This is a genomic window from Rosistilla oblonga (assembly GCF_007751715.1).
In the GTDB taxonomy this organism is placed as follows: domain Bacteria; phylum Planctomycetota; class Planctomycetia; order Pirellulales; family Pirellulaceae; genus Rosistilla; species Rosistilla oblonga.
Genome location: NZ_CP036292.1, coordinates 6,548,820 through 6,573,854, shown reverse-complemented (window position 1 = coordinate 6,573,854; position 25,035 = coordinate 6,548,820). Strand labels below are relative to the sequence as shown.

Annotated in this window: 18 protein-coding genes; 12 read left to right on the top strand and 6 right to left on the bottom strand. The window is 59.0% G+C overall.

Features of this window, described 5'->3' with window-relative positions; translation table 11 throughout:
* Positions 1-408 precede the first annotated feature (408 nt).
* A complete protein-coding gene (locus tag CA51_RS23160) occupies positions 409-966 on the top strand; it encodes a hypothetical protein (RefSeq protein WP_145123510.1) in 558 nt (185 codons plus the stop codon).
* Between the two features lie 101 nt (positions 967-1,067).
* The gene (locus CA51_RS23155; protein WP_145123509.1) at positions 1,068-1,442 is read left to right on the top strand and encodes a hypothetical protein; all 375 of its coding nucleotides are present in this window, start codon (positions 1,068-1,070) and stop codon (positions 1,440-1,442) included.
* A 166-nt stretch (positions 1,443-1,608) separates the two neighbouring features.
* Here the strand turns inward: CA51_RS23155 and CA51_RS23150 are convergent, their stop codons facing one another.
* On the bottom strand, positions 1,609-2,943 hold the full coding sequence (locus tag CA51_RS23150) for a tetratricopeptide repeat protein (protein ID WP_145123508.1): 1,335 nt from the start codon (positions 2,941-2,943) through the stop codon (positions 1,609-1,611).
* Between the two features lie 428 nt (positions 2,944-3,371).
* Between CA51_RS23150 and CA51_RS23145 the strand changes: the two genes are divergently transcribed.
* On the top strand, positions 3,372-5,129 hold the full coding sequence (locus CA51_RS23145; protein WP_145123507.1) for a ferredoxin: 1,758 nt from the start codon (positions 3,372-3,374) through the stop codon (positions 5,127-5,129).
* Positions 5,130-5,249: 120 nt separating this feature from the next.
* On the opposite strand, the gene CA51_RS23140 is transcribed toward CA51_RS23145, so the two are convergent.
* Both CA51_RS23140 and CA51_RS23135 read right to left on the bottom strand, forming a co-directional pair.
* A complete protein-coding gene (locus CA51_RS23140; RefSeq protein WP_145123506.1) occupies positions 5,250-7,040 on the bottom strand; it encodes a hypothetical protein in 1,791 nt (596 codons plus the stop codon).
* A 76-nt stretch (positions 7,041-7,116) separates the two neighbouring features.
* Entirely contained in the window at positions 7,117-7,338 is a 222-nt protein-coding gene (locus tag CA51_RS23135) for a hypothetical protein (protein ID WP_145123505.1), read from the bottom strand.
* Positions 7,339-7,881: 543 nt separating this feature from the next.
* On the opposite strand from CA51_RS23135, the gene trkA reads away from it, so the two are divergent.
* The 3 genes from trkA (at position 7,882) to CA51_RS23120 (ending at position 11,863) form a co-directional block, all read left to right on the top strand.
* The gene (gene trkA, locus CA51_RS23130) at positions 7,882-9,228 is read left to right on the top strand and encodes a Trk system potassium transporter TrkA (RefSeq protein ID WP_145123504.1); all 1,347 of its coding nucleotides are present in this window, start codon (positions 7,882-7,884) and stop codon (positions 9,226-9,228) included.
* Positions 9,229-9,310: 82 nt separating this feature from the next.
* Positions 9,311-11,089, top strand: coding sequence for an SMP-30/gluconolactonase/LRE family protein (locus CA51_RS23125; protein ID WP_145123503.1), 1,779 nt, complete (start codon positions 9,311-9,313; stop codon positions 11,087-11,089).
* Positions 11,090-11,107: 18 nt separating this feature from the next.
* Positions 11,108-11,863, top strand: coding sequence for a polyprenol monophosphomannose synthase (locus tag CA51_RS23120; protein ID WP_231745852.1), 756 nt, complete (start codon positions 11,108-11,110; stop codon positions 11,861-11,863).
* Positions 11,864-11,974: 111 nt separating this feature from the next.
* Here CA51_RS23120 and CA51_RS23115 read toward each other — a convergent pair whose 3' ends face one another.
* Together CA51_RS23115 and CA51_RS23110 are read right to left on the bottom strand one after the other, a co-directional pair.
* A complete protein-coding gene (locus tag CA51_RS23115) occupies positions 11,975-12,868 on the bottom strand; it encodes an RAD55 family ATPase (RefSeq protein ID WP_145123502.1) in 894 nt (297 codons plus the stop codon).
* A 14-nt stretch (positions 12,869-12,882) separates the two neighbouring features.
* Complete coding sequence (locus CA51_RS23110) at positions 12,883-14,685, bottom strand: Hsp70 family protein (protein ID WP_145123501.1); 1,803 nt, start codon at positions 14,683-14,685, stop codon at positions 12,883-12,885.
* 426 nt (positions 14,686-15,111) lie between these two features.
* Between CA51_RS23110 and CA51_RS23105 the strand changes: the two genes are divergently transcribed.
* Positions 15,112-16,641 carry an NfeD family protein gene (locus CA51_RS23105; protein WP_145123500.1) on the top strand — a complete coding sequence of 510 codons (1,530 nt, stop codon included), beginning with the start codon at positions 15,112-15,114 and terminating at the stop codon, positions 16,639-16,641.
* 80 nt (positions 16,642-16,721) lie between these two features.
* On the opposite strand, the gene CA51_RS23100 is transcribed toward CA51_RS23105, so the two are convergent.
* Positions 16,722-18,146 (bottom strand): class II fumarate hydratase, encoded by a 1,425-nt coding sequence (locus CA51_RS23100; RefSeq protein ID WP_145123499.1) that lies wholly within the window; start codon positions 18,144-18,146, stop codon positions 16,722-16,724.
* 303 nt (positions 18,147-18,449) lie between these two features.
* Here CA51_RS23100 and CA51_RS23095 point away from each other — a divergent pair, with 303 nt between their 5' ends.
* From CA51_RS23095 to CA51_RS23075, 5 genes are all read left to right on the top strand, one after another.
* On the top strand, positions 18,450-18,851 hold the full coding sequence (locus CA51_RS23095) for an anti-sigma factor (protein ID WP_145123498.1): 402 nt from the start codon (positions 18,450-18,452) through the stop codon (positions 18,849-18,851).
* Between the two features lie 201 nt (positions 18,852-19,052).
* On the top strand, positions 19,053-20,810 hold the full coding sequence (locus tag CA51_RS23090) for a preprotein translocase subunit SecA (RefSeq protein ID WP_145123497.1): 1,758 nt from the start codon (positions 19,053-19,055) through the stop codon (positions 20,808-20,810).
* Positions 20,811-20,874: 64 nt separating this feature from the next.
* A complete protein-coding gene (locus CA51_RS23085; protein WP_145123496.1) occupies positions 20,875-21,624 on the top strand; it encodes an SDR family oxidoreductase in 750 nt (249 codons plus the stop codon).
* Between the two features lie 228 nt (positions 21,625-21,852).
* Entirely contained in the window at positions 21,853-23,382 is a 1,530-nt protein-coding gene (locus tag CA51_RS23080; protein ID WP_145123495.1) for a HEAT repeat domain-containing protein, read from the top strand.
* Between the two features lie 365 nt (positions 23,383-23,747).
* The gene (locus tag CA51_RS23075; protein WP_145123494.1) at positions 23,748-25,034 is read left to right on the top strand and encodes an HD-GYP domain-containing protein; all 1,287 of its coding nucleotides are present in this window, start codon (positions 23,748-23,750) and stop codon (positions 25,032-25,034) included.
* Position 25,035 lies beyond the last annotated feature (1 nt).

The following is a 25,035-nucleotide window of genomic DNA, read 5'->3' as shown; positions in this document are numbered from 1 at the left end:
TATCGGCAGCCCCACGCTGCACTTCAGCACTTTTGCTGAGTGTCGGGCCGATCAAATCGCAACATTCGCCCTTGCGGGGGGGAAGTGCCGGGGCAATCGGTGTCTGTCGACCGACCGCCGCCGTCGACGAATCGTGGCCGATTGTAGCGATTCCGTAGATTTGGTCCTAGTCGCAGGCCGGGCAGTCTGCGCCGATTGCGGGCGACACGTAGCCCCGGAGAGAAAACGTTGGCTTGGGGAACTAGATAGAACCGAAAAGACCCCAATAGCCGGACGAACGCGATTCTTCCGGACAAGAGACACAATGCTGTCAAAGGCAAGAGCTCTAACAACGATCCAACGTCCGCAGCGATCGCCAGCATCGTTCGGGCAACACTTCTGAGATCCGTCTTCCAGGGAGGAAGAACCATGCGTTTTACGGCGCGATTCATCGCAGCGATCACCATTGCAGCTTCGGCGACCGCAACGGCAAATGCCCAACAGGTCGCTGGCGAATACATCGTGGATTCTCAAATCATCTCGGACGTGGCGGTCGGCGAGGAGACGGGTGAGTCCCACCAGGCTTCGGCTTCGGGCCAATGCACCAACTGCCAAGCGGACGGTGCCAGCGGCGGTACGTTGCGTGGCAACGGACACCTCGCTTCGATGGTTCGCGGAGGCCAGCAGGGACCTTACATCCCCAAGCAATACGCTCAGCCCGACCTGTTCTACAACTACTACTCCAACGGCCAAAACCAGGTCAACGCGGAGATGTATTTGGCACCGGGCCCCGTGCCCGCATTTGTCGGCCACACTTGGGTCCCCTACCAACCGTTGATGCCTCACAATTATCTGTATCAACACCAAGACCGTTATCACAATCATTATGATTACGGCCGGGGAACCAACCGCACCAAAGCGTCTTATAGGGTTGCCCCAAAGCAGTATGCCCAAACGATGTATAACTTTTTCCGTATCGCACGCTAGATGAACGTATCGTGGTATATGCAGATCGTTTGTCAGTGATCTGAGTCTCGCCACCCCATGCAATACCGACGATGGTGTTGCACACTGGAGCATCAATCGCCATGAATAAACACTTCACCATCGCCCTCACGATGCTTGCCGGCATCGTGTTGGGAACGTCGACTGCGGAAGCTGTCGACATCTATGGCCGGACTAATGTGCAAGCGATGAATTTCGCTGCGACCCGTCCTTGGCACAGCCATTACCAGTATTCCAACTGGGGCACTCCGGTCGCGATGATTGTGCCGCCGACGGCGCACATGCAGACGAATTATTCATGGGGCGTCAGCCAGAATCTGTCGTATCCGATCCACCATCAGTTCAATCGCAACATGCCACAACCGATGGGCGTGCCTTATGGTCAGTTCCGACCAACGCCTCATTGGCCCAGCCACACCGACCAGTTTGGCGTCCACTATATTCGTGGCCCTTGGTAACGGATGAAGCGGGATCGGCGAGCGTGCTTGCGGTTGCCAATGCTTGATAAAACAAAAAAACGGCTCGAGTGATGTTTCCATCCTCGAGCCGTTTTTCGTTGGGTAATCTTCGTTGTCGACAATCTGCGTCGCCGCATCGCGTTGGCGTTCGCTGTCCCCTCGACAGCTATTCGTCTTCCGATTCGCTAGGCTTTTCCGCGGTCGGTGGTTCGGGCTTGGCATCCGCTTCCGTCTTGTCGGCTGCCGTCGCCTTCGCATCCCCCTCTGCCAACTTGGGATCAAAGGGCTCGTGCTGTTGATACAACGCGAGAACTTTTTCGGCGTACGGCTTGCGATCTTCCGGAGCCATCTCGAGCACTTTCTCCTGCCATCCGATCGCTTCTTCGAACTGTTCGTCCGCCGCGAGCGCCGCCGCCATCGCAGCTAGGTCGCTGATGATCGCAAAATTGTTCAGCTCGCCCGCCTTGGTCGCCGCCTGGATCGCGACGCTTGCGTTGCCCAGTTGTGGATCGTTGGCGGTGATCAACAGCCAAGCTTTGTTTTGATAAGCCAATGCGTAATCGGGAGCCAGTTCGATCGCTTTGTTGTAATCGGCCAAGGCTTCGGTCGTCTTGCCGAGCTTCTGTAGATTGAAGCCGCGGTTGTTGTAAGCGGCCGCCGCGCGGGGTTCGATCTCGATCACCGCGGCAAAATCTTCTACTGCTCGCTTGTGGTCGGATTGTTGAAAGTGGACAAACCCGCGACTCATCAACGCCGATACATTCTTGGGGCTCAGTTCGATCGCTTTATCAAAATCAGCGACGGCTTTCTCTAGGTTGCCGCTCAACTTGTGCGCCACGGCGCGCTGTTGATAAGCGCTCGCGAGATCGGGTTTACGCTGAATGACTTCGTCGTAGTCGGCGATCGCATCGGGAAACTTTTGTAGCGTCATGTAGACCGCCGCGCGATTCAACAGTGGTGAGAAGTCTTCTTTTTCCTTGTCCCGTTTCAAAGCGGTTGTGTAGTCTTGGATCGCTTCGTCGAAATCTCCCATCGCGGCGTGGAACATGCCACGGCTGGAGTAGGCGTGTGGTGCATCGTAGCCGAGCTTGATCGCGCGATCGAAATCGTCCAGCGCCTTTTGGTGCTGCTTTAGTGCCCACCAAGCCGATGCTCGCAGTGTGAACAGCCGGCCGTCGGTTGGGTTCTTCTGAATCAATTCGGTATAGATGTCGGCCGATTCGATGATCTTGACGGCGTTCACCTTTTCGACCACGCCGCGGTGACCGTTGTAGGTCACGATTAGGTAGGTGTCGCCACGATCTTCGAGGACCGTCAACAGGTCCCCCTTTTCGATCGTATCGACAAGCTTCTCGCCGACTTGCAGCTGCATCTGGGCCCGAGCGACGACCGGTTCGGAGGACTCTTGAGCCATCACGAGGCTGGCGAACAAGCTGCCCAAGAAAAAGCTGGTCGCAAGCAGTGCGAGAGTGCGGGCCAGGCGGTACTTTGGGTTTGACATCGGGGTGAGGGGCTCCAGGAAGCGCTGCGATCTTGCGTTTTTTAACCAGGCGCACCGCTGGCGCGGGGCATCCACAAAAAAGGTTAGGTCACAAAATCGCTTCCTCTTCCGCAAACAGAGCGTCGCGTCAGATCTGGTTGCCCCCCGCCAGTGGGCCCTCTCGCAGCAGAGCGGCGTCGTGAGAAGGCAACGAAAAGCTGTGGCGTCGACGGATGTGCATTCATCCGTTTCGGGTGGGAGGGGGAAAGAATGGAAAGATCGCCATTTATTCCTATCTTTTCTGTTTTAACGAAGATTCGGGTTAAATATACTGGCACGCGGTCTTATTTAAAGGATCTCCTGCTGCGCGGTCCCGCCGCGCCCGTTGATTCGCAGAAATCGAAAATAGGAACGCTACGGCGTTCGCAAGTCGTTTGGAGACAAAAAGAATGAACTCTCGATTCTCGTTGGCAGCCGCGATGCTCATGCTGTTGAGCTTCGTTTCGGCGGCGACCGCCGGGCAGCCGTGTATCCCGTGTGGCGGATGTACCGATCCGTGTGCCGGCGGTGGATGTGCCGTTGTCCCCGGCTGCGGTTCAAACGTCGGCTACGCGACTCAGCCCAGCATCGGCTACGCGGCTCCCCAACAGGATGCCGGTTGCGCGATCAACAGCTACGCTCCCGCTGCCGTTCCTGCGACTCAGCCGCTGTGCGGACCGATGACGATTGCCAAGGTCATCATGGTGCCGACTTACGTCACCGAAACGCGTGCTCAACCGACCACCGAATATCGCGACGAAGTTCGCTATCGCACCAAGACGACCTATCGCACGGTGCCGGTTACCGAAACGAAATACCGCACGCGAACCGTGATGCAAGCCAAGACCGAAAGCAAGACGGTCGAATACACCGAACTTGTCGCTCAAACCGACATGCAGACGATCGAACAGACGCACACCGTGCCGGTTTGGAACGAAGTTCCCGAGACCTACACCGTCCGCGTCCCTCAGATCGTCGAGCGCGAAGAGAGCTACACCGTCAGCGTTCCCCAGCTGACCGACGAGGAGTTCACCTACACCGTGAACGTTCCCGTTCCGCAAACCGAAACAAAAATCCAAACCGTCACCAACGCAGTCCCTGTCGTCAAGCGGCGGTTGATCAACATCGACGTTCCCGTCACCCGCACGCAAACCGTCACCAAAGACTACGGACATTGGGAAACACGAGTCGACGAAGTGATCGCGGCTCCCGTCCCCGCGGCCGTTCCTGCGTCAGCGGGCGGATGTTACAGCGGCAATCAGACCGCTTCCAACATGGGCGGTTGCGGTTCGTATGGCGGTTGTGGATCGGGCGGATATGCCAGCTCGTGTGCATCGCGTCGCTGCGGCAGTTGCAGCGCATGCCAAGCTCGCAGTTGTGGCTGCTCGGGTTCGCATACCGCGACAGCTAATTGCGGAAGCGCTGCCAACGGCGGCTGCAGCGGATGTGGCGAACAAGTGATCGGCGGCCACAGCGTCGCCGTTGCACCAGCGACTCAAACGGTAACTCGCCGCGTCTGGGTTCCAAATTTGCAGACCGAAGAAGTCCCCGTCGTTGAAATGCAATCGCAGCAACACGAGGTCAGCTACACCGTCTACGAAGAACAGCAGCAACAGATTCCTTACGAGTGCACCTATCTGGTCTACCAACCCGAACAACGCACCGGGATTCGCAAGGTCGTTCACTACGTCGATGAAACGCGCACGCGTCCACGCAAGGTCGTCGAGTACACCGAAGAGACACGCGAGCGAACTCGCCGCGAACTGTCGTTCAAGGAAGAAGTGCGAACCGAAACCTACCCCGTCGTTTCGTATCACCCCGTGCAGAAGACCAAAGAAGTCTCCTACACCGTGAACGTTCCCGAGGTCCTGACCGAAGCGTATGAGACCACGCGATACGATCGCGTTGCCGAAGAATCGGTCGAGGAATACACCGTCAAGGTTCCTTTCACCAGCATGCGTGAAGTGACCGTGCAGGTCTGCAAGATGGTGCCGAAGGTTGTCGAAGAGACCGTTTATCCATGCGGTCAGGTTTCGCAAGGTGGCGCGGCTAGCTACGGTTGCCAAGGCAACGGCGTTGGTGGCGGATGTGCACCAGCGGGCAACTGCGGCAGCGGTTGTGGAGCGGCAGGCTGCAGCGGCGGTTGCGGTACCGCGGGTTGCAATTAAGCAACGTCCTTCACGTTTGATAACTCATGACGGGAATGCGATCTTCGGACGCATTCCCGTTTTAGTTTGAGTGGTCGCTGGCGGCGGAAAACGCTCGCGAAAAGACGGCGGAGTTCCTTATTAGGCCGCGGCGCGACTCGATTCGCCGTCGCTCGAATCGTTCGCCGAGTCGATGCTGATCGATACCGTCTCGTCTGCGTCTTGTTTACCGCGCGATGCCAGCAGGTCTTGCGCTTGGCCGACCCAATTCTCGCGTTCGATCCGCCCCTTGAAGCTCAACAATTCGTTGAACGCCCAGACGTTGTATTCGTTCCAGTCGGCGATCTGTTGCAGGCGGTAGACGCCCGCTTTCCGCAGGCAGCGTTGGTTGACCTGCCCGATCCCGCGGACAACTGTCAGATCGTCGACATAGCTGGGGCGGCGATTGAAGACGACGCCTAGCGATTCGTCGACGGTGACCGAGACGTTGCCGTAGGTCCGGAGTGCTCGCAGGTAAGACGTCGCCTTGGGCTTCACCGGTTCGGGCGTTCGCTCGCCCGATTCGTCACCCGCGGCCAGCAGCTCTTTCGCTTGGTCGCACCATTTCTCGTCACGCACCCGTCCCGGTAGACCCAGTTGCTGTTCGATCTGGCATTTCTGCCGGTTGGTCCATCCGGCGATCTGTTCGAAGCGGAATACGCCGGCCGCGTTCAGTTGTTCTTCCAGACGTCGGCTGACGCCAAAGATCTCGGTCAGATCGTCGGCATCGCTGGGGCGTTGGATGACGGCGTCGAGCCGATCTTCGGCGTCGGTCAGCCGCTGGCGGAGCGTTTCGATTTCCGCGCGGTCCTCCGCTCGCATCGCCTCCCTTTCCTCCGCCTTGGTTTCCAGTCGGTGTTGGATCTGCTGACGCTTCTGTTCCGCTGCGTGTTCGCGTTGCAGCGCTCCGTCGCGTTGCTGTTCAACGGCAGTCAGCTTGGCTTGCAGTTCGGCCAGTTCGGTTTCCAGTGCCGTCAGTTCGTCGTCGGTCTGTCGCCAAGCATTCAATTTCGCAACCGTTGCGGTCTGCACGACGCGCAGATCTTCCAGCAAGATCCCACGCAGTTCCAGATCTTCCTGCGTCGCTTGCAGTTCTTCCGTCAAACGCTCGCATTGCTGATCGCGCTCGGCCAGACTCGTCTGTGCCGTTTCCAGCTGCTGGCGAACCGTAGTCAATTGGGCCCGCAAACGCCGGTACTCTTGATCGACTTGGTCCATCGAGACCTGATCGTTTTCCGCGTCGGCCAATTCCTCGGCCAGTCGTTTGTTTTCGTTTCGCAACCGAATCAGCTCTTGCTCGCCTTGAGCCAGTTTCGCTTGAGCTTCTTTGGCATCGTTGGCTGTCAACGCCAACGCGGCATCCAGCTTGGCCACCTGTTGGCTCCAAGAGGTCGCCATGCACTGATGCCCAGCATCCAGTTTGTCGTTGGCCAGTTGCTGTTCGACGAGCTTTGCTTCAGCCGCTTCCAGTTGCGCCTGCAGTCGCTGCAGTTGAGTCTCGCTGCCGGCAAGCGCCGATCGATGAGATCGCCCGTTCGCTTCGGCTTGTTCGCGAGCGGTTACCGCGGTCGCAAGTTGTTTTTGCGTCTCCGCCAGTTGAGCTTCTTTTGCGGCGGCTTGCTTGCGCAAGTCGGCGACTTGCGCCTCGCGTTGCAAGAGGCTGGTCTCGTGGATCTCGCAGGCTTCCAGGAGTTCGGTTTGGTTCTCGATCGCGCGTAGGTGCAAGTCGCGGTATTCGGAAAAGATCTCGCTGCGGTCCTGCCAGATCGCCGCCTTGCTGCGCCGCCACAACAGTTGAGCCAGCCAGATCCCGATCCCTGCGAAATAGATCGCTGTTAGGAAACCCAGCCAGCCCAGGTGAGTCATCGCATAATCAAGACGTGCAATAAACATGGCAATTCAATCGTTGGGGACTCGCGGAAACTGGGGGCAACCTCGCCTGCTCACCTGCGAAGATCGACCGTTGGACTCAACCCAACAGCGACGACTCGCGTTCCAGTTGGGATTGCCGGAAGCAATCGGCTTCGAGCTGTTTGGCGATCGCATCGTTTTCGCGATCCAGGTTGCGAACCTGGCGTCGGTTGCCCGACCACAAGACCCAGCCGACAGCCAGGCCCAGCACGAAGAAGAAGGCCGCCACGTGGAGGGCCGCCAAGTCGGGGTTTTTGGTGAAGTAGTAGCTGGGATCCATCGCTCGCGATTCTCCGATTCTTGTCTCGCACCGTCGTCAGCTTGAAGGAAAAAACGACGCCCGTCCTAATCCACTCAATCGGAATCCGAGCGCGGCTGATTACAGTCTCGATCGAGAAGTTTGCCCGATAAATTGAAAAAACACTCAATATGCGGCCGCGCACCCCCACGGAATCGGCCAAGGGAGAGGCGGGGTCCGCTAGCATCGTCGCTCGCGCGGCCAGCCGATGCACCCCTTGGAACGGTAGGTTTGGCCTCTCTGGGCCGGCCATTGCCGGTCTGTCCCGCTTCGGTTATCACATCCGATCGACTACAATAATCCCGGCCTTCGGCGGGGCTGCACGGCTGACTTCCGGCGGCCTTCGTCGAGGATAAACCTTGCGATCGACAGGTCGCAGATCGCCGGTTGGTTCCCGAAAAACAGCGGCCAGCGCCGTGGCGGCTGCTCGCGATTTGCACCCTCCCCTTCCAATCGATTTATCAGGCTGCGGCGAGGCAGCGGTAGTACAACCTTTCCCTCAGTTCAAGAGCTCGATAGCGACTTATGCAAGCGATCATCCTCGGCGCCGGAACGGTGGGAACTTGGATTGCCGATCTATTATGTCGCGCCCGGCACAGCGTCACGGTGATCGACACCAATCCCGAAGAGGTTCGCCGGATCAATGCCGAACTGGATGTCCGGGCGATCCACGGCAGCGGATCGCAGAGCACGGTCTTGTTCCAAGCCGACATTTGCGGAGCCGATATCTGTCTGGCGGTGACCGGCGACGATGAAGTCAACATCGTGGCGGCCAGCATGGCCAAGGCGCTTGGCGCGCGGCGGGCGATCGCTCGCGTCTACGCTCCCGCATTTCGCGACATGAGCACTTTCGATTACCAACAGCACTTCAACATCGATCGGCTGTTGAGCCTCGAGCAGCTCTCGGCGACCGAACTGGCTCGCAGCATTCGCAACCCGGGGTCGATCCCGTTGGAGCACTTTGCTCGCGGGCAATTGGAAGTCTACGAATTGACGGTGGCGATCAAAGCTCCCGCCGTCGGCAAACCGCTTCGCGAATTGAAGCTCAGCCACGGCGTGCGGATCGGTTCGATCTCGCGTCAGGGGCGTCGTTGGATCGCCGGTGGTGAAGACGAGATCCACGCGGGCGATTCGATCAGCCTGATCGGATTCCCCAAAGACGTCGCCGAAGCCAGGGCTCAGTTTGCTCCCGAATCGACTCGCATCCCCCGTCGCAACGTGATCATCGCCGGCGGTGGCGAGACCGGATATCATCTGGCTCAATCGCTTAACAAGGCAGAGTACCGGATCTTGATCTTGGATGAAGATCCGCAACGCTGCGAGCACCTCGCCACACTGCTGCCATCGGCGACCGTGGTCACCGCCAACGCCAATCGCCGCTCGGTTTTGGAAGACGAAGGAGTCGGCAAGGCGGACTATTTTGTCGCCTGCACCGGCAACGATGAGAACAACATCATGGCGGGCGTCGAAGCGCGAGAACTCGGGGCGCACAAGGTGATGGCCGTCGTTGGCCGTCCCGACTATGCCAACGTCGTCGCCAAACTGGGCATCGATGTGGCGGTCAGCGAACGCGACGCGGTCGCTCGTCAGGTGATGGGCTTCATGAACGATGGCCCGATCATTTCGCAGAGTCAATTGCCCGAGGGATCGATCGGCGTATACGAGATCGAAATCGACGAAGACGTTCCGGTCACCAAGGCTCCGCTGATGCAATTGCCGCTGTCGGGCCGCTGCCTGATCGCCGCGATCATGCGAGACGGCTTTGTCCGTGTTCCGACGGCGAAAGACCAGCTGCGTCTGGGCGATGTAATCGTTGCCCTGATCGACCAGAATACGCTCGATTCCACGATCTCGCTGTTTAAAGTGGGATGATTCGTTATTGGCTCCGCGCGACGGATCAGAGTTTGCTGCTCAAGCGTTCCACTCGCGCCGCACTTCCTTCCAGGCACCTCCAATGAACATAGCACGCCCGTTAACAACCGCCATCGCGCTGCTGTTGCTCGCCAGCTTCGCCGCCGCGCAACCGAAGACCCGCCAGACGGAAAGCTATCCGCAGCATCCCGACGCTTTGCTCAAAGAAGGGGTTCCCGTCGGCACGATCACCAAGGGCGTGTTCAATGCTTCGCAGATCTATCCTGGAACAGTCCGCGATTATTGGGTCTATGTCCCCAAGCAATACGACGGATCCAAACCCGCAGCATTGATGGTCTTCCAAGACGGCGGTGGATACGCTCGGCGCGAGGGCGGTTATCGCGTCCCCAATATATTCGACAATCTGATCGCTGCGGGCGAGATGCCCGTCACGATCGCCGTCTTCATCAATCCCGGTGTCGTCCCCGCCCCCAACGACAACGCGCAATCGCGATTCAATCGGTCATATGAATACGACAGCGTCGACGATAGCTACGCCAACTTTCTGATCGACGAGATGCTGCCGTTTGTCGAAAAGGAACACAACGTTCAACTGACCGACGATCCCAATCTTCGCGCGATCTGCGGCAGCAGCTCCGGCGGCATCTGCGCCTACAACGTCGCTTGGCAACGGCCCGATCATTTCCGCCGCGTCTTCACGACCGTCGGAACCTATGTCGGACTCCGCGGCGGACACGAACTAGCGACGCTGGTCCGCAAGACCGAACCGAAGCCGCTGCGGATTTACCTGCAGGACGGATCGAACGATCTGAACATCTACGCCGGCGATTGGTGGATGGCCAACCAAACGCTGTTGCGAGCGTTGCAGTGGGCCGGATATGAAGTCGAGCACACCTGGGGCGAAGGCTTCCACAGTAGCAAGCATGGCACAGCGATCATGCCCGACGTGATGCGTTGGTTGTGGAAAGACTTTGATACCCAACCGGTTAGCACACATCTGGACCGATCCAACAGCGAAGCCAACAAATTCCTGGTCGATGGCGAAGGCTGGGAACTGGTTAGCGAAGGGCACAAGTGGGCCGAGGGCTTGGCGGTGACCGACGATGGCACGCTCTACTTTACCGACGTTCCGGCGAGCGAACTCTATAAGGTCACGCCCGATGGCGAGGTCAGCCTGATCGTCTCCGATACCGGAAAGACGAACGGGATCTCCTTGGGCCCCGACGGCCGGCTGTATGGTGCCGCCAGCGGTGCCCGCCAGATCCGCGCCTGGGATTTGAAGACTCTTGAAATGGAAGTCATCGCCGAGGGGACGACCAGCAACGACATCGTCGTTCGCCACGACGGAACGATCTATTACACCGATCCGCCAGCCGGCAAGATCTGGTCGCTCGACGCGAAGACGCGCGAGCGGAAGGCTGTCGACAATTTCAAAGACTGCAACGGGATTGGACTCAGCGCCGATCAGACTCAGCTGTTTGTAGGCCACTTCCCCGGGCGGTTCATCAACGCCTTCCAGATCGCCGACGATGGATCGCTGAAATACAAGCAGCCCTATTTTCACCTGGAGATCCCGGCCGCCGATCCTCGCGGGTTGTTGGATGGGATGTGTGTCTCCCAAGATGGTTGGCTGATTTCCACAACGGCGATGGGCGTTCAGATCTGCGACCAACCGGGACGCTCGCATCTGATTTTGCCAATGCCTCCAGGTTCGCGACGTCCCAGCTACGCGACGTTTGGCGGTCTCGATCGCAAGACGCTGTACGTGGCCAATGTGGACAAGATCTATCGTCGCAAAACGCAGTTAGTCGGTGCCGACAACTGGAAACAACCCGTCAAACCACCCAAGCCACGACTGTAGGCGGAGAGCAAAGATTCGGTGATTGATTCGCCCGACAAGGACGAGCATGGCGGCGCGCCGGTGGCGCGTGTGTTAGTGGCTGTCTGCACGTATAACGAACTCGACAGCTTGCCCGAATTGGTCGCTGGCATCCGCGCCGCCCTGCCGTCAGCCGACGTGCTGGTCGTCGATGATGGATCGCCCGATGGGACCGGCGAATGGGCTGCCGATAAGGCGGGGCGCGATCCTTGGTTCACATTGAACCAACGCGGTCGCAAGCTAGGCCTCGGCAGCGCGATCGTCGCTGCGATGCGACACGCCAGCGACGCGGGTTACGACTTCCTGGTCAATCTCGATGGCGACATGAGTCACGACCCGGTCGAAATTCCGAAGCTTGTCGACGTCGCCCAGCGCGAAAAGGCTGACGTCGTGATCGGTTCACGCTACGTTCCCGGCGGAGCGATCGAAGGCTGGCCGATGTCGCGATTGGTGATCAGCGGTCTGCTGAATCGTGTCGCTCGGATCGCCTTGGGGCTGCAAGCCCACGACTGCAGCGGAGCGTATCGATGTTATCGCGTCGACACGCTCGATAAGGTCGACCTGAATCGAATTCGCGCCAGCGGGTACGCGATGCTGGAAGAGATCTTGTGGCTGCTGACCCATCGCGATGCGAAGATCGTCGAAATTCCGATTTGCTTCGTCAACCGCGTTCAGGGGTCTTCAAAGCTGAGTCTCAGCGAGGCGGTGAAATCGATTGCGATGCTGGCCCGCATTGCTTGTTCACCGCGACGCTAAGCAGCAAGCAGGGAGTTTTCCAGTTTAACCGCGCGGGCATCGCCCCGCGTTTTTCAAGGCCGCGCGGCCCGATGGGCTCGCGGTTAAACGAAAAAATACAATACGACCTGCTTAGCCGGCCGATAGCTGCAGTCCGGAATCATCGATCTCGAACAACCGCACGTTGTCATCGCACCGGCTGCCGCGATGCTTGGCGATGTGCAGACCTCGCCGCATCTGCAGCCCGTCGCGAATCTTGCCCATGTAGATCAATGTGTTTGCTAACGCTCCCAGATCGCCGTTGGCCAGCGGGCGATCGATCAATTGATCCAGCATCGATTCGGGAGTTGTGCACAATAGCAGGCAGGCGGCTTCGGAGTTGCTGTAGGCGTGTGCGGTCACTTGATCGGCGTAGTGCCGGAAGTCCTGTCGCAGCAGATCGCGGGCGACCCAGTCGTGTTCCTGCCGCATTACGCGGTGGTAAGCGTATTCGAACAACTCCATCTGTAGCGAATCCTCCGGACGATCCGACGGTTCGATCCCATCGATCACAAACCGCCGCGTGCCGCGAACTAGATGACCGTACAAAAATCCAATCATCTTGTTCAGGCTGCGGTTCAATTGCCGCTGCCACTCGTTCCATTGATCGGGATCCATTTGATCGCGGACCACGCGGCGTCCGGAATACCCCAGCATGTTCAGTCCGTTGGGCATCCGCACCTGCGAATCAAACACCCACTCATTGCCCGATCCCGAGGGCATCGAGTCGGGGGCGACGCTGCGCCAATCGGCATCGAACAGACGCTGGGCATAGCCGTCGTGGTTTTGCGAATCGCCTCGCGCACTCAGGTCCAACATCGCCCCAAGCGGTTCGTTTTGCGGGCGGCCAGCAAATAGATAGCTGATCCCCAGCTGCGTCTTGCCGATTCCGGTCGCTCCCGCGACAACCGTTAGTGTTCCTGGCAGCAAGCCGCCGCCGAGCATTTGATCGAGTGCAGGATTACCGGTCGAGAGGCGTTCGGGCATTGGGTAGGCTCAGGCTATTTTTTCTTCTTCGTCATGCTTTTCAGCGACGAAAAATCGGGCATCGGGGGAGTGGGAGAGGCTGGTTCTGGAGACGATTTTCCGGCATCCTGCGTTGCGACCACAGCTTCTTGGGATCGGGCTGTCTTGCTCTTCTTTCCAACGTGTTTGGCATCGGTTCGCACGACAAATCCCGTTACTTGATCGTCGCTCGAATCATCAGGACTGTCCAGGCCCCTCGAAGGTTCACTCGCCTGCGACCGCGGGAAGGAATCGACCGAACTGTCAGGCATCCCGTCGGCGATTCGCTGCTGCCAATAATCGAAGGTGTCGGGCGTCAGGCCCGCATCGCGATTCAATGTCAAGCGAACCTGGCGGTCGATATCGGGCATCGTCGCCGTCACTCGCAAGCGTCCATCACCGCTGTAGCGGAACTGAACATCGACCGAAGTCCCCTGCGGCAGCGTATCGGGCAGTTCGTCGATTACGCAGCTGCCGATCTGCGTGGCGTCGTTGCCGCTGTCGTCTCCCCCTTCGACGACCTGGATTTTGACGCTGCTTTGGTCGGGCTGATGCGTGCGAAAGCGAACCGTTCGCTTGGCTGGCAGCGCGTTGTTGCGAGGGATCATGATCTGCCGGCGCGGCCGTCCGGTCGCGTTTTCGATCGCCAAGACACCGAGGTCGTGCGAGTTGACGTTGCTAACCGACATCCCCACGATCTTGCTCCCTCCGCTGCGCAGCAACAAGCCCGCGTACAATGCCGCTCCCTGACCGATCGCTTCGTCGGGCGAGAGCGTGCGGTCGACCTGTTGTCCCGTCGCCGCTTCGACAGCCGTTTGGATCATCGGCATTCGAGTCGATCCACCGACGAGGATGATCCGCGACAGTTCCCTCATCGACAGCCGAGCATCGCGGACTGCCATCTGCATCGTCAGGATCGTGCGATCGACAAAGTCCGATGTCAAAAACTCAAACTTCTCCCGCGACAGCGGCAGCTTAAACCGATGTCCTTCGTGAGTGAAGACGATCGGGAACTCATCGCGCTGACATAACGCGTGTTTTGCCAACGTCGCTTTTCTTGTCAACTCTTGAGCCAACGCGGGATCGACGCGTGGATCGCAATCGTGTTCCAACATGAACTGCTCGCATGCGTAGTCGACGATCCGAGTGTCCCAGTCGATGCCGCCAAGATAGACGTCTCCCGCGGTTGCCAACGCCCGGTACCGCATCCCATCGATTTCCATCACCGTCACGTCAAACGTGCCGCCACCGAGATCGTAGACCAGCACGCGGCGGCGATGTTCGCTGGTCCCATCGCTGGCTAGGAAGCCAGTCTGCACGCCATACGCGATCGCCGCGGCGGTTGGTTCGTTGATGATGTCCAGGATTTCTAAACCGATCAAACGGCCGGCATCTTGCGTCGCCTTGCGGCACGGTTCGTTGAAGAAGGCGGGAACGGTGACTACCGCTTTTGTGATCTTCCCCAATCGCGGCTGTGCGTCGTCGATCAACTTTTTCAAGACCAGCGCCTGAACGACTTCGGGCGGAAGCGATTCGCCGCGAATCTGCTTTTCATAAGCCTGCTCTCCAACATCCCGTTTGGCAAACAAGGCCAACCGCTCCGGTTCGATCGTCCCCGCCTCGATCGCTTCACATCCCACCACCGGTCGCGTGCGGTCGAAGAAGACAGCGCTGGGGGTTGTCAGATCACCCTCGGCATTGGGGACCGTCTGCGGCCGGCCTTCGCTGTCCAAGTAGGCGAGAGATGAAAACGTAGTCCCCAGATCGATCCCAACTGCAAGATGTTTTGGAGTCGCCATGATGGTTCGCCTTTGGACGCGGAAGAGTAGACGTCGACGCGAATCGTATCCTATCGCGAGCCTCGAGGACGATCAATCGTTTTGTTGTGGCGATGTTTTTTCATGCGGTTGCGTAGACACGTTGTGCAGGTTTCAAAGCATGGCGGATCTGCGTTCGGGGGATGCCTCTTTCGGGGTAAGCCAGTGGGCATCGCTCGAGAGCGACAATCCACACCAGCAGAAGGGGGTTGGTCGGTCGGATCGAGCTAGAGCGGCCGGGGGGCGCGAAGCTGCTAAGCAGGGGCCAATAAACGGCTTTATGGCATGTTCTTAGCAAAAAATGCGCCTCGGATCTCACGGTAACAAGCCTTTAACGCGGGTGGGCGGATTTCCTATAATGGAAACACAACGCGTTGCCACTGGCGGATTAATGGAAGCGAGACTCTGATGTTCGGGAATATCGTTCGCAGCCTCGGGCTGATCTTACTGTTTGCGGCTTCGCCGCTGAGCGGCTTGGCTCAGGAACCGGCAGAGGAAATGCCCGCGGCCGAAAAGCCTGCGGCGGCAACCGCTGTCGTGATCCCGCTGCATGGCGAGATCACGCCGCTGACCGGTGCGTTTCTGGATCGCAAGCTGGACGAGGCTCGCGAAATGGGAGTTGATGTGGTGATTATCGACATCGATAGCCCCGGCGGTTTTGCCGACGTTAGCTTCGATATCGCCCGGCGGCTGCGCGATCTGAAGTGGGCCAAGACGGTCGCCTATGTCGAAAACCAAGCGATCAGCGGAGCAGCGATCGCAGCGCTCGGATGCGACGAAATCATCATGCGCCCCGGCGCGATGTTGGGGGACGCCGGTGTGATCGCTCAAGAGATCTTGGGTGGCCCGTTCAAATACGCTCCCGAAAAGATCCTCAGTAAAATGGTCGCCGACATTCGCGAAGTCGCCGATGCCGGCGGCCGGCCGCCAGCGCTCGCCGAAGCGATGATGCACAAGGATGTCCAGGTCTTCCAAGCGACGCACAAACAGGACGGCCGCGTTTGGTATTACACCAAAGCCGAATGGGATTCGTTGCCCGATGCAGAGGACTGGCAGCAGGGCAAGCCGGTGATGGAGGCTCGCGAAAATACGTTTTTAACCGTCACCGGCAAGCGAGCCGTCGAACTGCAGATCGCCAACGGCCTGGCCGATTCCAAAACCGAACTCTACGAACAACTGGGAATCGCCAAAGAGCCCAAGGTGCTCGCCCAAACCGCCATCGATACCTTGGTGTGGGTGTTGAACCTGCCGCTGATTACGTTCCTGTTATTCGTGATCGGTCTGTTGGCGATCTTCATCGAATTCAGTGCCCCCGGTTTGGGAATGGGCGGGCTGGTCTCGACGCTCTGTTTTGGATTGTTCTTCTGGAGTCGCTTCCTGGGCGGAACGTCGGGCTGGTTAGAGGTGACGTTGTTTGCCGTTGGGTTGATCTTCATCGCGTGTGAGATCTTCGTGATCCCTGGATTTGGTGTCCCCGGGATCTCCGGCTTCCTGCTGGTCCTCGGATCGCTTGTGATGGCGTCGCGAAACGTCGTCTGGCCCGAAAGCACCCGCGATCTGATGCAGCTGAACAAGACGCTGGCGACAGTCGGTGCGTCGATGATCGCCTTTGTTGTGTTAGCGATGGTCGGCAGCCGTTATCTGCTGGACTTTCCGCTCTTTCGCCGGATCGCCCTGCTGCCGCCAGAGGTCGACGACCAAGCGGCTGCCGTCGCCGTGGGGACTGCCTATTCCGCTTCGAATCGGCCGGCAGCCTGGGAACAGGTCGACGTCGGCGATGCGGGAATCGCCACCTCACCACTGCGTCCGGCGGGGAAAGCCGCCTTTGGCGACGAACTGGTCGACGTGATCACCGAAGGAGAATTTGTCGAAGCGGGCAAAGGGGTGAAGATCGTTCAGAAGCACGGCACCCGCGTGGTCGTCCGTTCGACCACTTGATTCGAAAACGCTGGGGGCGTTGTCGGGCTTCGCTTCGATCGAAGCGAAGCCGACTGTCCCAGCGACGCGTCCCGCAACGATTATTCGTGCGGTTCGGTCATGCTCATCGGATCCAACGCTTCGGTCAGCGTCTCTTCGGGCAGGATCCCCTTTTCGCGGCACAGTTCGCGGATCGTCTTGCCGGTCGCAAACGCCTCTTTGGCCAACTTGGCCGCCATGTCGTAACCGATCAATGGGTTCAGGCTGGTGCACATCGAAAGGCTCTGTTCGACGGCAGCTTCGCACGCTTCGGGATTGGCTTCCAATTCCGCGACGCAGAAATCGACAAACGCTTCGGTTCCGGCGGCCAGCAGATGGATCGACTCGAGAGTCGTTTGAGCCATCACGGGCATCATGATGTTCAGCTGGAAATTGCCGCCGGTCGCTCCCGACATCGTGATGCAGGCGTCGTTGCCGACGACGCGGGCGTTCAACTGCATCATGCTTTCGCACATCACCGGATTGACTTTGCCTGGCATGATCGAGCTGCCGGGTTGGCGACTGGGCAGCTTCAATTCAAAGAAGCCGCAGCGAGGGCCGCTGCCCAACCATCGGATGTTATTCGAAACGTTGAACAGCGTCTGGGCGATGCACTTCAGTTGTCCGTGGCATTCGACCAAACCATCGCGTTGGGCGTTGGCTTCGAAGTGGTTTTCAGCTTCCACGAAATCGATGTTCGTTTCGCTGGCCAGAATCTCCGACACGCGGCGGCCAAATTCGGGATGGGTGTTGATCCCGGTGCCGACAGCCGTCCCGCCGACTGGCAGTTCGCAAACCGCAGCGATCGCGGATTGGGCGCGGCCGATCGAGAGGTCGATCTGGCGGACAAAGCCACCGATCTCTTGTCCCAGTCGCAGTGGCGTGGCGTCCATCAAGTGGGTGCGTCCGATCTTGATCAATTGGTCCCAAGCTGTCGCCTTTTCTTGCAAGCTGTCGCGCAGCCGCTGCAACGCCGGAATCAAACGCTCTTTGATTTCGATCCCCACGGCGACGTGGATCGCGGTCGGGAAGGTGTCGTTGGTGCTCTGCCCCATGTTGACGTGATCGTTCGGATGGATCGTCTTCTTTTCGGCGAACCGGTCGCCACCCGCCAATTCGATCGCTCGGTTGGAGATGACTTCGTTGACGTTCATGTTGCTGCTGGTTCCCGATCCAGTCTGGAAGACGTCGATCGGAAACTGGTCGGCCAACCCGCCATCGGCAACTTCGCGGCAAGCCTTCGACAGACACTCGACATCGTGTTCGGTCAGTGGATTCATTCCCGAACCGGTCAGTTTGCCGAGGTCGTAGTTGGCGCGAGCGGCAGCGAATTTGACCAGGCCCATCGCTTGAATCATCGGGCCGGGCAGACGCCAACCGCTGATCGGAAAGTTTTCCACGGCGCGTTGGGTTTGAGCGCCGTAGTAGGCCTCTGCAGGAACCTGAACTTCGCCCATGGAATCGCGTTCGACTCGATATTCACTCATAATTTATCCGCTGCCTGGTGTGGAATGACTTGATTGGGGGAGGGAATGTTCACTGACCTACTGCCGCCGTCAATGCTCCAGCCAGATCGCATGCGATGCGCCACGGTTGTAAGAGCTGCCAGCTGGCCAAGATACGCGATTTTACCGAGATCGATTCAAACCGACCAGCGGCAGCCCGGCGGGGGATGTACGATAAAGAACGCCCAAACGGCAATTTTTTGCGCCCCCGATCGATCTCAAACCGAGCCTATCCATTTACCCGATCGATCCCACTTTGTCTGAACGCTCTCACGCAGAATACGTATGTCCGAACGAACCGATGCCGATTTGCAGGCCTTTCTCGATGAATCGCTCCCCGCGGCGCAGATGGCGGAAATCGAAGCCGAACTGCGAGACGACAACGACTTGCACCAACGCCTCGCCACACTCCGCGGCCAACAGGATGCGGGGATGCACGGTTTGGGAGCGATCTGGCGGCGGCACCGCGTCTCCTGTCTCAGTCGCGAGGAACTGGGGCAGTTCCTGCTGGGAGTGATGGACGACCAGGCGGCGGAATATGTCCGCTTCCACGTCCAACGGATCGGTTGCCGGTATTGCGAAGCAAATCTCGAAGACCTGCAAGGGCAGCAGCGCGAAGCCGCCACGCAAACCGCCACCCGCCGCCGCAAATACTTTCAGACCAGCGTCGGCCATCTGAAAAAGTAGCGGAATGCGAAAGCCGTTGGCGTCGGTAGCACCCGCGCCCTTCTCTGCGCATAGCCCAATCAACCGGCACAATCGATTGCCGAGTTGCCGGCGCAGGGTTCAGCCATCTGCATCCTGTAATTGTGACAGGTATCATGGAGACGACCTGCACAGGGTGCAGGTTTCTGGATCCTCCCCAATCTCGATCGGGCTTGAAAAATCGTGTTCTCTCCGTTGGCTCAGCCGTTGATCGCGCTCGACCGCAGCGAAGTGCAGCGCCAACTGAGTCGGGCGGACGAGGCGATCCGGGCGGAGTTGGGCTTTGGTTTGCGAGCCAACCAGTTCCAGGTCAGCGAAAAACTGCTGGCCCGTTCGATTACCGAACTGGCGACCGGCGAGGGGAAGACGGTGGCTGCGGTTCCGGCGATCTCGCTGCTGGCAAGGCACAGCGATGGCGTGCTGGTCTGCACGGCGAACGACTATCTGGCGCAGCGCGATGCGAATCTGTTGAGTCCCGTTTTTCAGCGGTTGGGCCTTTCCTGCGGCGTCGTCGCCGCGGGCGTCAGCAGCGACGATCGCCGCGCCGCCTACCGATGCGACATCACCTACGGCACGATCCGCGAATTCGGCTTCGACTACCTCCGCGACTGTCTTACGCAGCGTCAGCAGCCCGCGACCGATCTGCTGCAGCGGCCTCCGCAAACGCTGCTGGTCGATGAAGCGGACAGCTTGTTGATCGATGAAGCGACGTCGCCGCTGATCATCAGTGGCTCGCAAGCCGGCGCGGGGCCAGCCACTGAAGCTTCCTACCGCTGGGCCGCCGACGCATCTCCAGTCTTCGAAGCGACTCGCGATTACTGCGTGATGCCCGACTCCGGATTGGTTGCGTTGACAGCGGCAGGCCGCGCTCGAGTCTATCGGCAAGCGATGCCGCCGGCGATGAATCCGCTAGCGATGACCGACGTCTTGCATGCGATCGAACGCGCGATTTATGTAAACGTTCACTTCCACCGCGACAAGCACTACCTGGTCCGCGATGGAAAGATCGTGATCGTCGATGAATACACCGGTCGAACGGCGGACGGACGTTCCTGGAGCGGCGGAGTGCAGCAGGCGATCGAAGCTCGCGAGCAGTTGTCGCTGACCAATGAGACTCGGCCGATCGCGCAGGTGACGGTTCAGGACTTTGTGCAGCGGTTCCCCAACCTGAGTGGCATGACGGGAACGGCGATCGAATCGCGTCGCGAGTTCCAGACAGTCTATGGATTACAGGTCACGCAAGTTGCCTCGCACTCTCCTTCGCAACGCCAGACGTTGCCGGAGATCGTTTGCCGCAACCAAACGGAGAAGTGGGACGCCGTTGCCGGCGAGACGCAGCAGATGTTGCGAGCCGGCCGAGCGGTGCTGATCGGAACGCGAACGGTCGAGCAGTCGCAGCGATTGGCCGATCGGCTGCGACGCGAGGGGATCGAATCGGAAGTGCTCAACGCGACAAATCCCGAACGCGAAGCGGAGATCATCGCCGCGGCGGGGCAATCCGGACGCGTGACCGTGGCGACGAACATGGCGGGGCGTGGAACCGATATCCGGCTGGCCGATTCGGTCCGCGACGCGGGTGGACTGCACGTGATCGGGACCGAATTGCACGCGTCCGCGCGGATCGATCGCCAATTGGCGGGGCGCAGCGGGCGCTGTGGCGATCCTGGATCGTACCGTCAATTCATGGCGGCCGACGACGAAATCCTGCACGCTGCGTTCGGAGCGGCCCAGGCTGCGGCGATCGCCGATCAGGCGGCGTCTGCTAATATGAACGCAAACCTCTTTCGCAAAGCTCAGAAAATAGTCCAAGCTCGCGGCGTGGAAGATCGCAGCGCGTTGGCCGCTCGCAATCAACACCTGGCGACGATGTACCGATCGCTGGGACTCGATCCGGTTCTGGATCGTTTCGCCGCCAATTCACCCGAATTGGAAAACGCGTGATAGCGAAGGCCCGCAAGGCGAAGATCGCTGAAGAGCTCGGCAACCGATGCAAACAGGAAAACGGATGACAGAGAAAAAGATCGCGATCGTGACGGGAGCCGGTTCGGGGATCGGACGCCACGTCGCCATCGCGTTGATGGAAAACGGATACCACGTCGTTCTGGCGGGACGCAATCGCGAGACGCTCGACGAGACAGCCGGCTTGGGGCCCGAAGGATCTGCGTCGGTAATCCCGTGCGATGTGTCCGACGCCGATTCGGTCGGCAATCTGTTCGCCGAAACAGTCGAGCGACTGGGGCGATTAGATCTGTTGTTCAACAACGCTGGGATCAACGCTCCGAGTGTGCCGATGGATGAATTGACGATCGATCAATGGCAGCAGGTGGTCGACGTGAATCTGACAGGCGTGTTCTTGTGTACTCGTGAAGCGTTTCGCGTGATGAAAAAACAGACGCCTCGAGGAGGCCGGATCATCAACAACGGATCGATCTCGGCTCACGTTCCCCGCCCGCAATCGATCGCTTACACCGCGACAAAACATGCGGTGACGGGGATCACCAAATCGACGGCGCTCGACGGTCGGCCGCACAACATCGCATGTGGTCAGATCGATATCGGCAACGCGGCGACCGAGATGACACGCCGGATGGAGCATGGCGTTCCGCAAGCCGATGGCAGCCTGAAGGCCGAACCGACGATGGACGTCCGCGAGATCGGCCGAGCGGTCCTCTATATGGCCAGCCTTCCGCTGGACGCCAATGTCCTGAACATGACCGTCATGGCATCGGCGATGCCGTACGTCGGCAGGGGCTAGAAAAGACAAGCGGTCGCGGAACCACGCAGCAACGGTTTGTCGTGGATTTTCCCGTGCGATCCGCCGCCGCAGGGGTCCTAAACGAAATGGATCGGCTGCGGTATGCTTAGACCTGCGTGATTGCTGGCGAACCCGACGTGCGTTGGAGCACATAATGCGACGGGGTTGGGCTCTGCGATCCGCGCGACATCTACGTTCCCCGATCCTTCTAGCTTGTGGCGTTGCCCCGTGTCCGATAACTCTGAACTTATCGAATTTCTGATCGGCCCTGGCGTCGACCCTGCCGAGTCGGCGCAGTATATCCAATCGCTGCACCAAGCGCCGGTCGAATCGATCGAGATGATCCTGCGATCGTTGATCAACAATCTGGAACCGATCGTCGCCGACAAACCGGGCGTGATCGATGGCCTGCTGCGGTTGTTGCAATCGAATCTGCTGCGTCAGCCGAGCGAAGAGGCGGAGACGCTCGATTCGGATTTGATCGTCGCCTTGTACGAAAACCTGCCCAAGGAATTGGGGACTCGGTTTTTGTTGCTGCACGCGTTGGCGATCGCTCGCGGGCCCGAGCATCTGCAAGCGTTGGCTGAACTGCTGGTCGAGGACGCTCCGCAAAACTGGATCCAAGTGGGGCTGGTCCTCAGCCCGCTGTTCCAACACGCTGGCTGGGATGTCGATTCGATGTTCCCTCGCGTTTTGGACGCGATTCAAAATCTGGCCGTCGCCGGTGGGATCTTGGATCTAGCAAACCATCTGTTTCGGTCGGGACAAACGAAGCGGCATCGGTGCGTCGATCGCAGCGATGATCTGATCCCGTTGCTCGGAGCGTTGGTCGCTCAGTTGGAACAAGTCGAAAAGAATCCTAAGGCGTTTGGCGACACGCCCGAACAGGTCAATCAGGTTCTCAGCGAAGCGATCGCGCTGATCGTTTCGGTCTGCGATGCGTTGGCGTTGATCGGAGTCGATCGCGCGATTCCGCAATTGAAGCTGGCGATGGAGTTGTCGCATCGGCGAATCCAAACCGAAGCGGCTGGCGCGTTGGCTCGGCTGGAACAAGAAGAAGGGATCGACCGGCTGATCGAATTGGCAGCCGAACCGTCGGCGCGGCTGCGCGTGTTGGCTTATGCGGAAGAGTTGGGGCTGGAAGAGAAAATCGACGATCAGTATCAAACGGCTGCCAGTCGCGCTGAATCGGAACTCGCATTGTGGTTAGCTCAGCCTGGGCAGATGGCGGTTCCACCGAGTCGCATCGAATTGTTGGATCATCGGTTGCAGTTCTGGCCTGGATTCGACGATCCGATCGACTGCTTCCTGTTCCGATTCGACTACCATTTCGCCCAAGGCGACTTCAGCAACCTAGGGATCGTCGGGCCGATGGTTCACGCTTTTTCAGCCGACATCACGCACTTGCCTATTGAAGAAGCGTATGCCGCATTTGCCGGATGGCAAGCCGAACACGAAGACATCTACGTCGTCGGCACCGAACATTGGAACGCAGCTCAGCGGCGGGCCGCCGACGTGTCGGTGAAAGAACTCGAAGAGAAAGGATTCGAAGCGGTCACTCCCGAATTCCTGGGCTTCTTCCTCGGCGAACACGCGTTGGTCGCTTTGGCTTCCAAAGACGATGCCATCGGTGTCTGTGTTTATGATGGTCTTGAGTTGGTGTGGTATCCCACGTCGGGCCGGATGCGTCCGCTGACCGCTCAGGATGTCTGGCAGATCTACATGGGCCGAAAGATCTTGCGGACCTTCAACACCTGATCGCCGTTCGGGTTTGGTGGGCTGTTCTCTGCACGTCTTGATGGTCGCCTTTCGCTCCGCGAAAGTGCGTGCGGATAAGGCGCACTTTCGCGGAGCGAAAGGCGACTAACGAGCCGGCTGTGTCCAAGTCATTGCTCGTCGCGATCTGCGAATTCGCTACCACGCATCGATTTGACACAATCGGTCTGTCCGGCGCACTCCATAATTTATTCTCCAGGCAGCCGGGCAATCTCGACTTGACGCGGAACGCTGGCGACCCGGCGTTGCAACCCGTTGTAGACTTCGGTTGAGAAATCTTTTCCGTGCGATGCCCCCGCCGACTGTTAGAGAATCCGATTTAAAGCTCTTTTGAGATAAGTCACGCCATGGCCGATCCCGCTCTCGCTTCGCGCACCCGTTGCATCGACGATCCTCATTTCGATCCCGACGCCCTGATTCAGCAAGTCGAAAGTCTGGAACATGAGGTTCAGTCGTTGACCGAACAGGTCACTCGCGATTTCGAAGAGTTGGCGTTGCTGCAGTCGTTGGCCGTTTCGATGGAGTTGCGGAACTCGACACCAGAGCCGATAGCGCTGATGCTCGACTTCTTGCCCAAGCTGCCGCTGTCGACGATGTGTCAGGCTGTCGCGTTGGTTCCGAACATGGAGATGTTTGCGGATCAGCAAGCCAGTTTGAGTAACGCGGCTACGCTGTGGAGCGGTGATCCGTTGGTTGAAGACGAGGTCTGCCGGAAGATCATCGACACCTTCGGCGAAAACGCTCAGGTCGATCCGGTCGTGATCAACGACTTGGCCGCCGATCAGATCGATTCGCGAATCCGCGATATCATCCTTGTCGAGATTCGTCATGCCGATCGTTTGGCCGGTTGGTTGATCGCGTGCAATCACGTCAAGCCGGAAGGATGTCTGCCCGGAGTTCGCGACGGCTTTACGACGATCGAAGCGAATCTGATCCTGACCGCCGGATCGATCCTGGCGACTCAATTGCACAACACGCGGTTGCTGCGTCAGAAGGAACAGTTGTTTACCGATGTCGTCCGCGCGATGGTCAACGCGGTCGAAGCTCGCGATGATTATACGTGCGGTCACAGCGAACGGGTTGCGTTGTTTGCTCAAGAGCTAGCGAAGCAGGCGGGGCTGACGGTGACCGATTGCGATCGCATCTACCTGACCGGCCTGCTGCACGATGTTGGTAAGATCGCCGTCCCCGACGCGGTCCTCCAGAAACCGGGGCTGTTGAACGCCGAAGAGCGAAGCGTGATCGAAACCCATCCCGACGTCGGTTGGCGGATTTTGTATCCGTTGGTCAATCAGTTGTCGGAAGTTCTTCCCGGCGTGCTGTTCCATCACGAACGGATCGATGGCAAAGGTTATCCCGACGGGCTTGTCGGCGAAGAGATCCCGTTGGATGGACGGATCTTGGCGATCAGCGACGCCTACGACGCGATGACCAGCGACCGACCTTACCGCGGCGGGATGCCTCAGGAAAAGGCGGAAGAGATCCTTCGCAGCGGTGCGGGAACGCAGTGGGATGCCGACTTGATCGGTCACTTCTTCGATGCCATGCCGCGGATGATCGCAATCCGCGAAAGCTACAACCGCCGCGAACCGCAGGCTCGCCAACACGGTTCGTACATGCCTGTCGAAGGCTAGT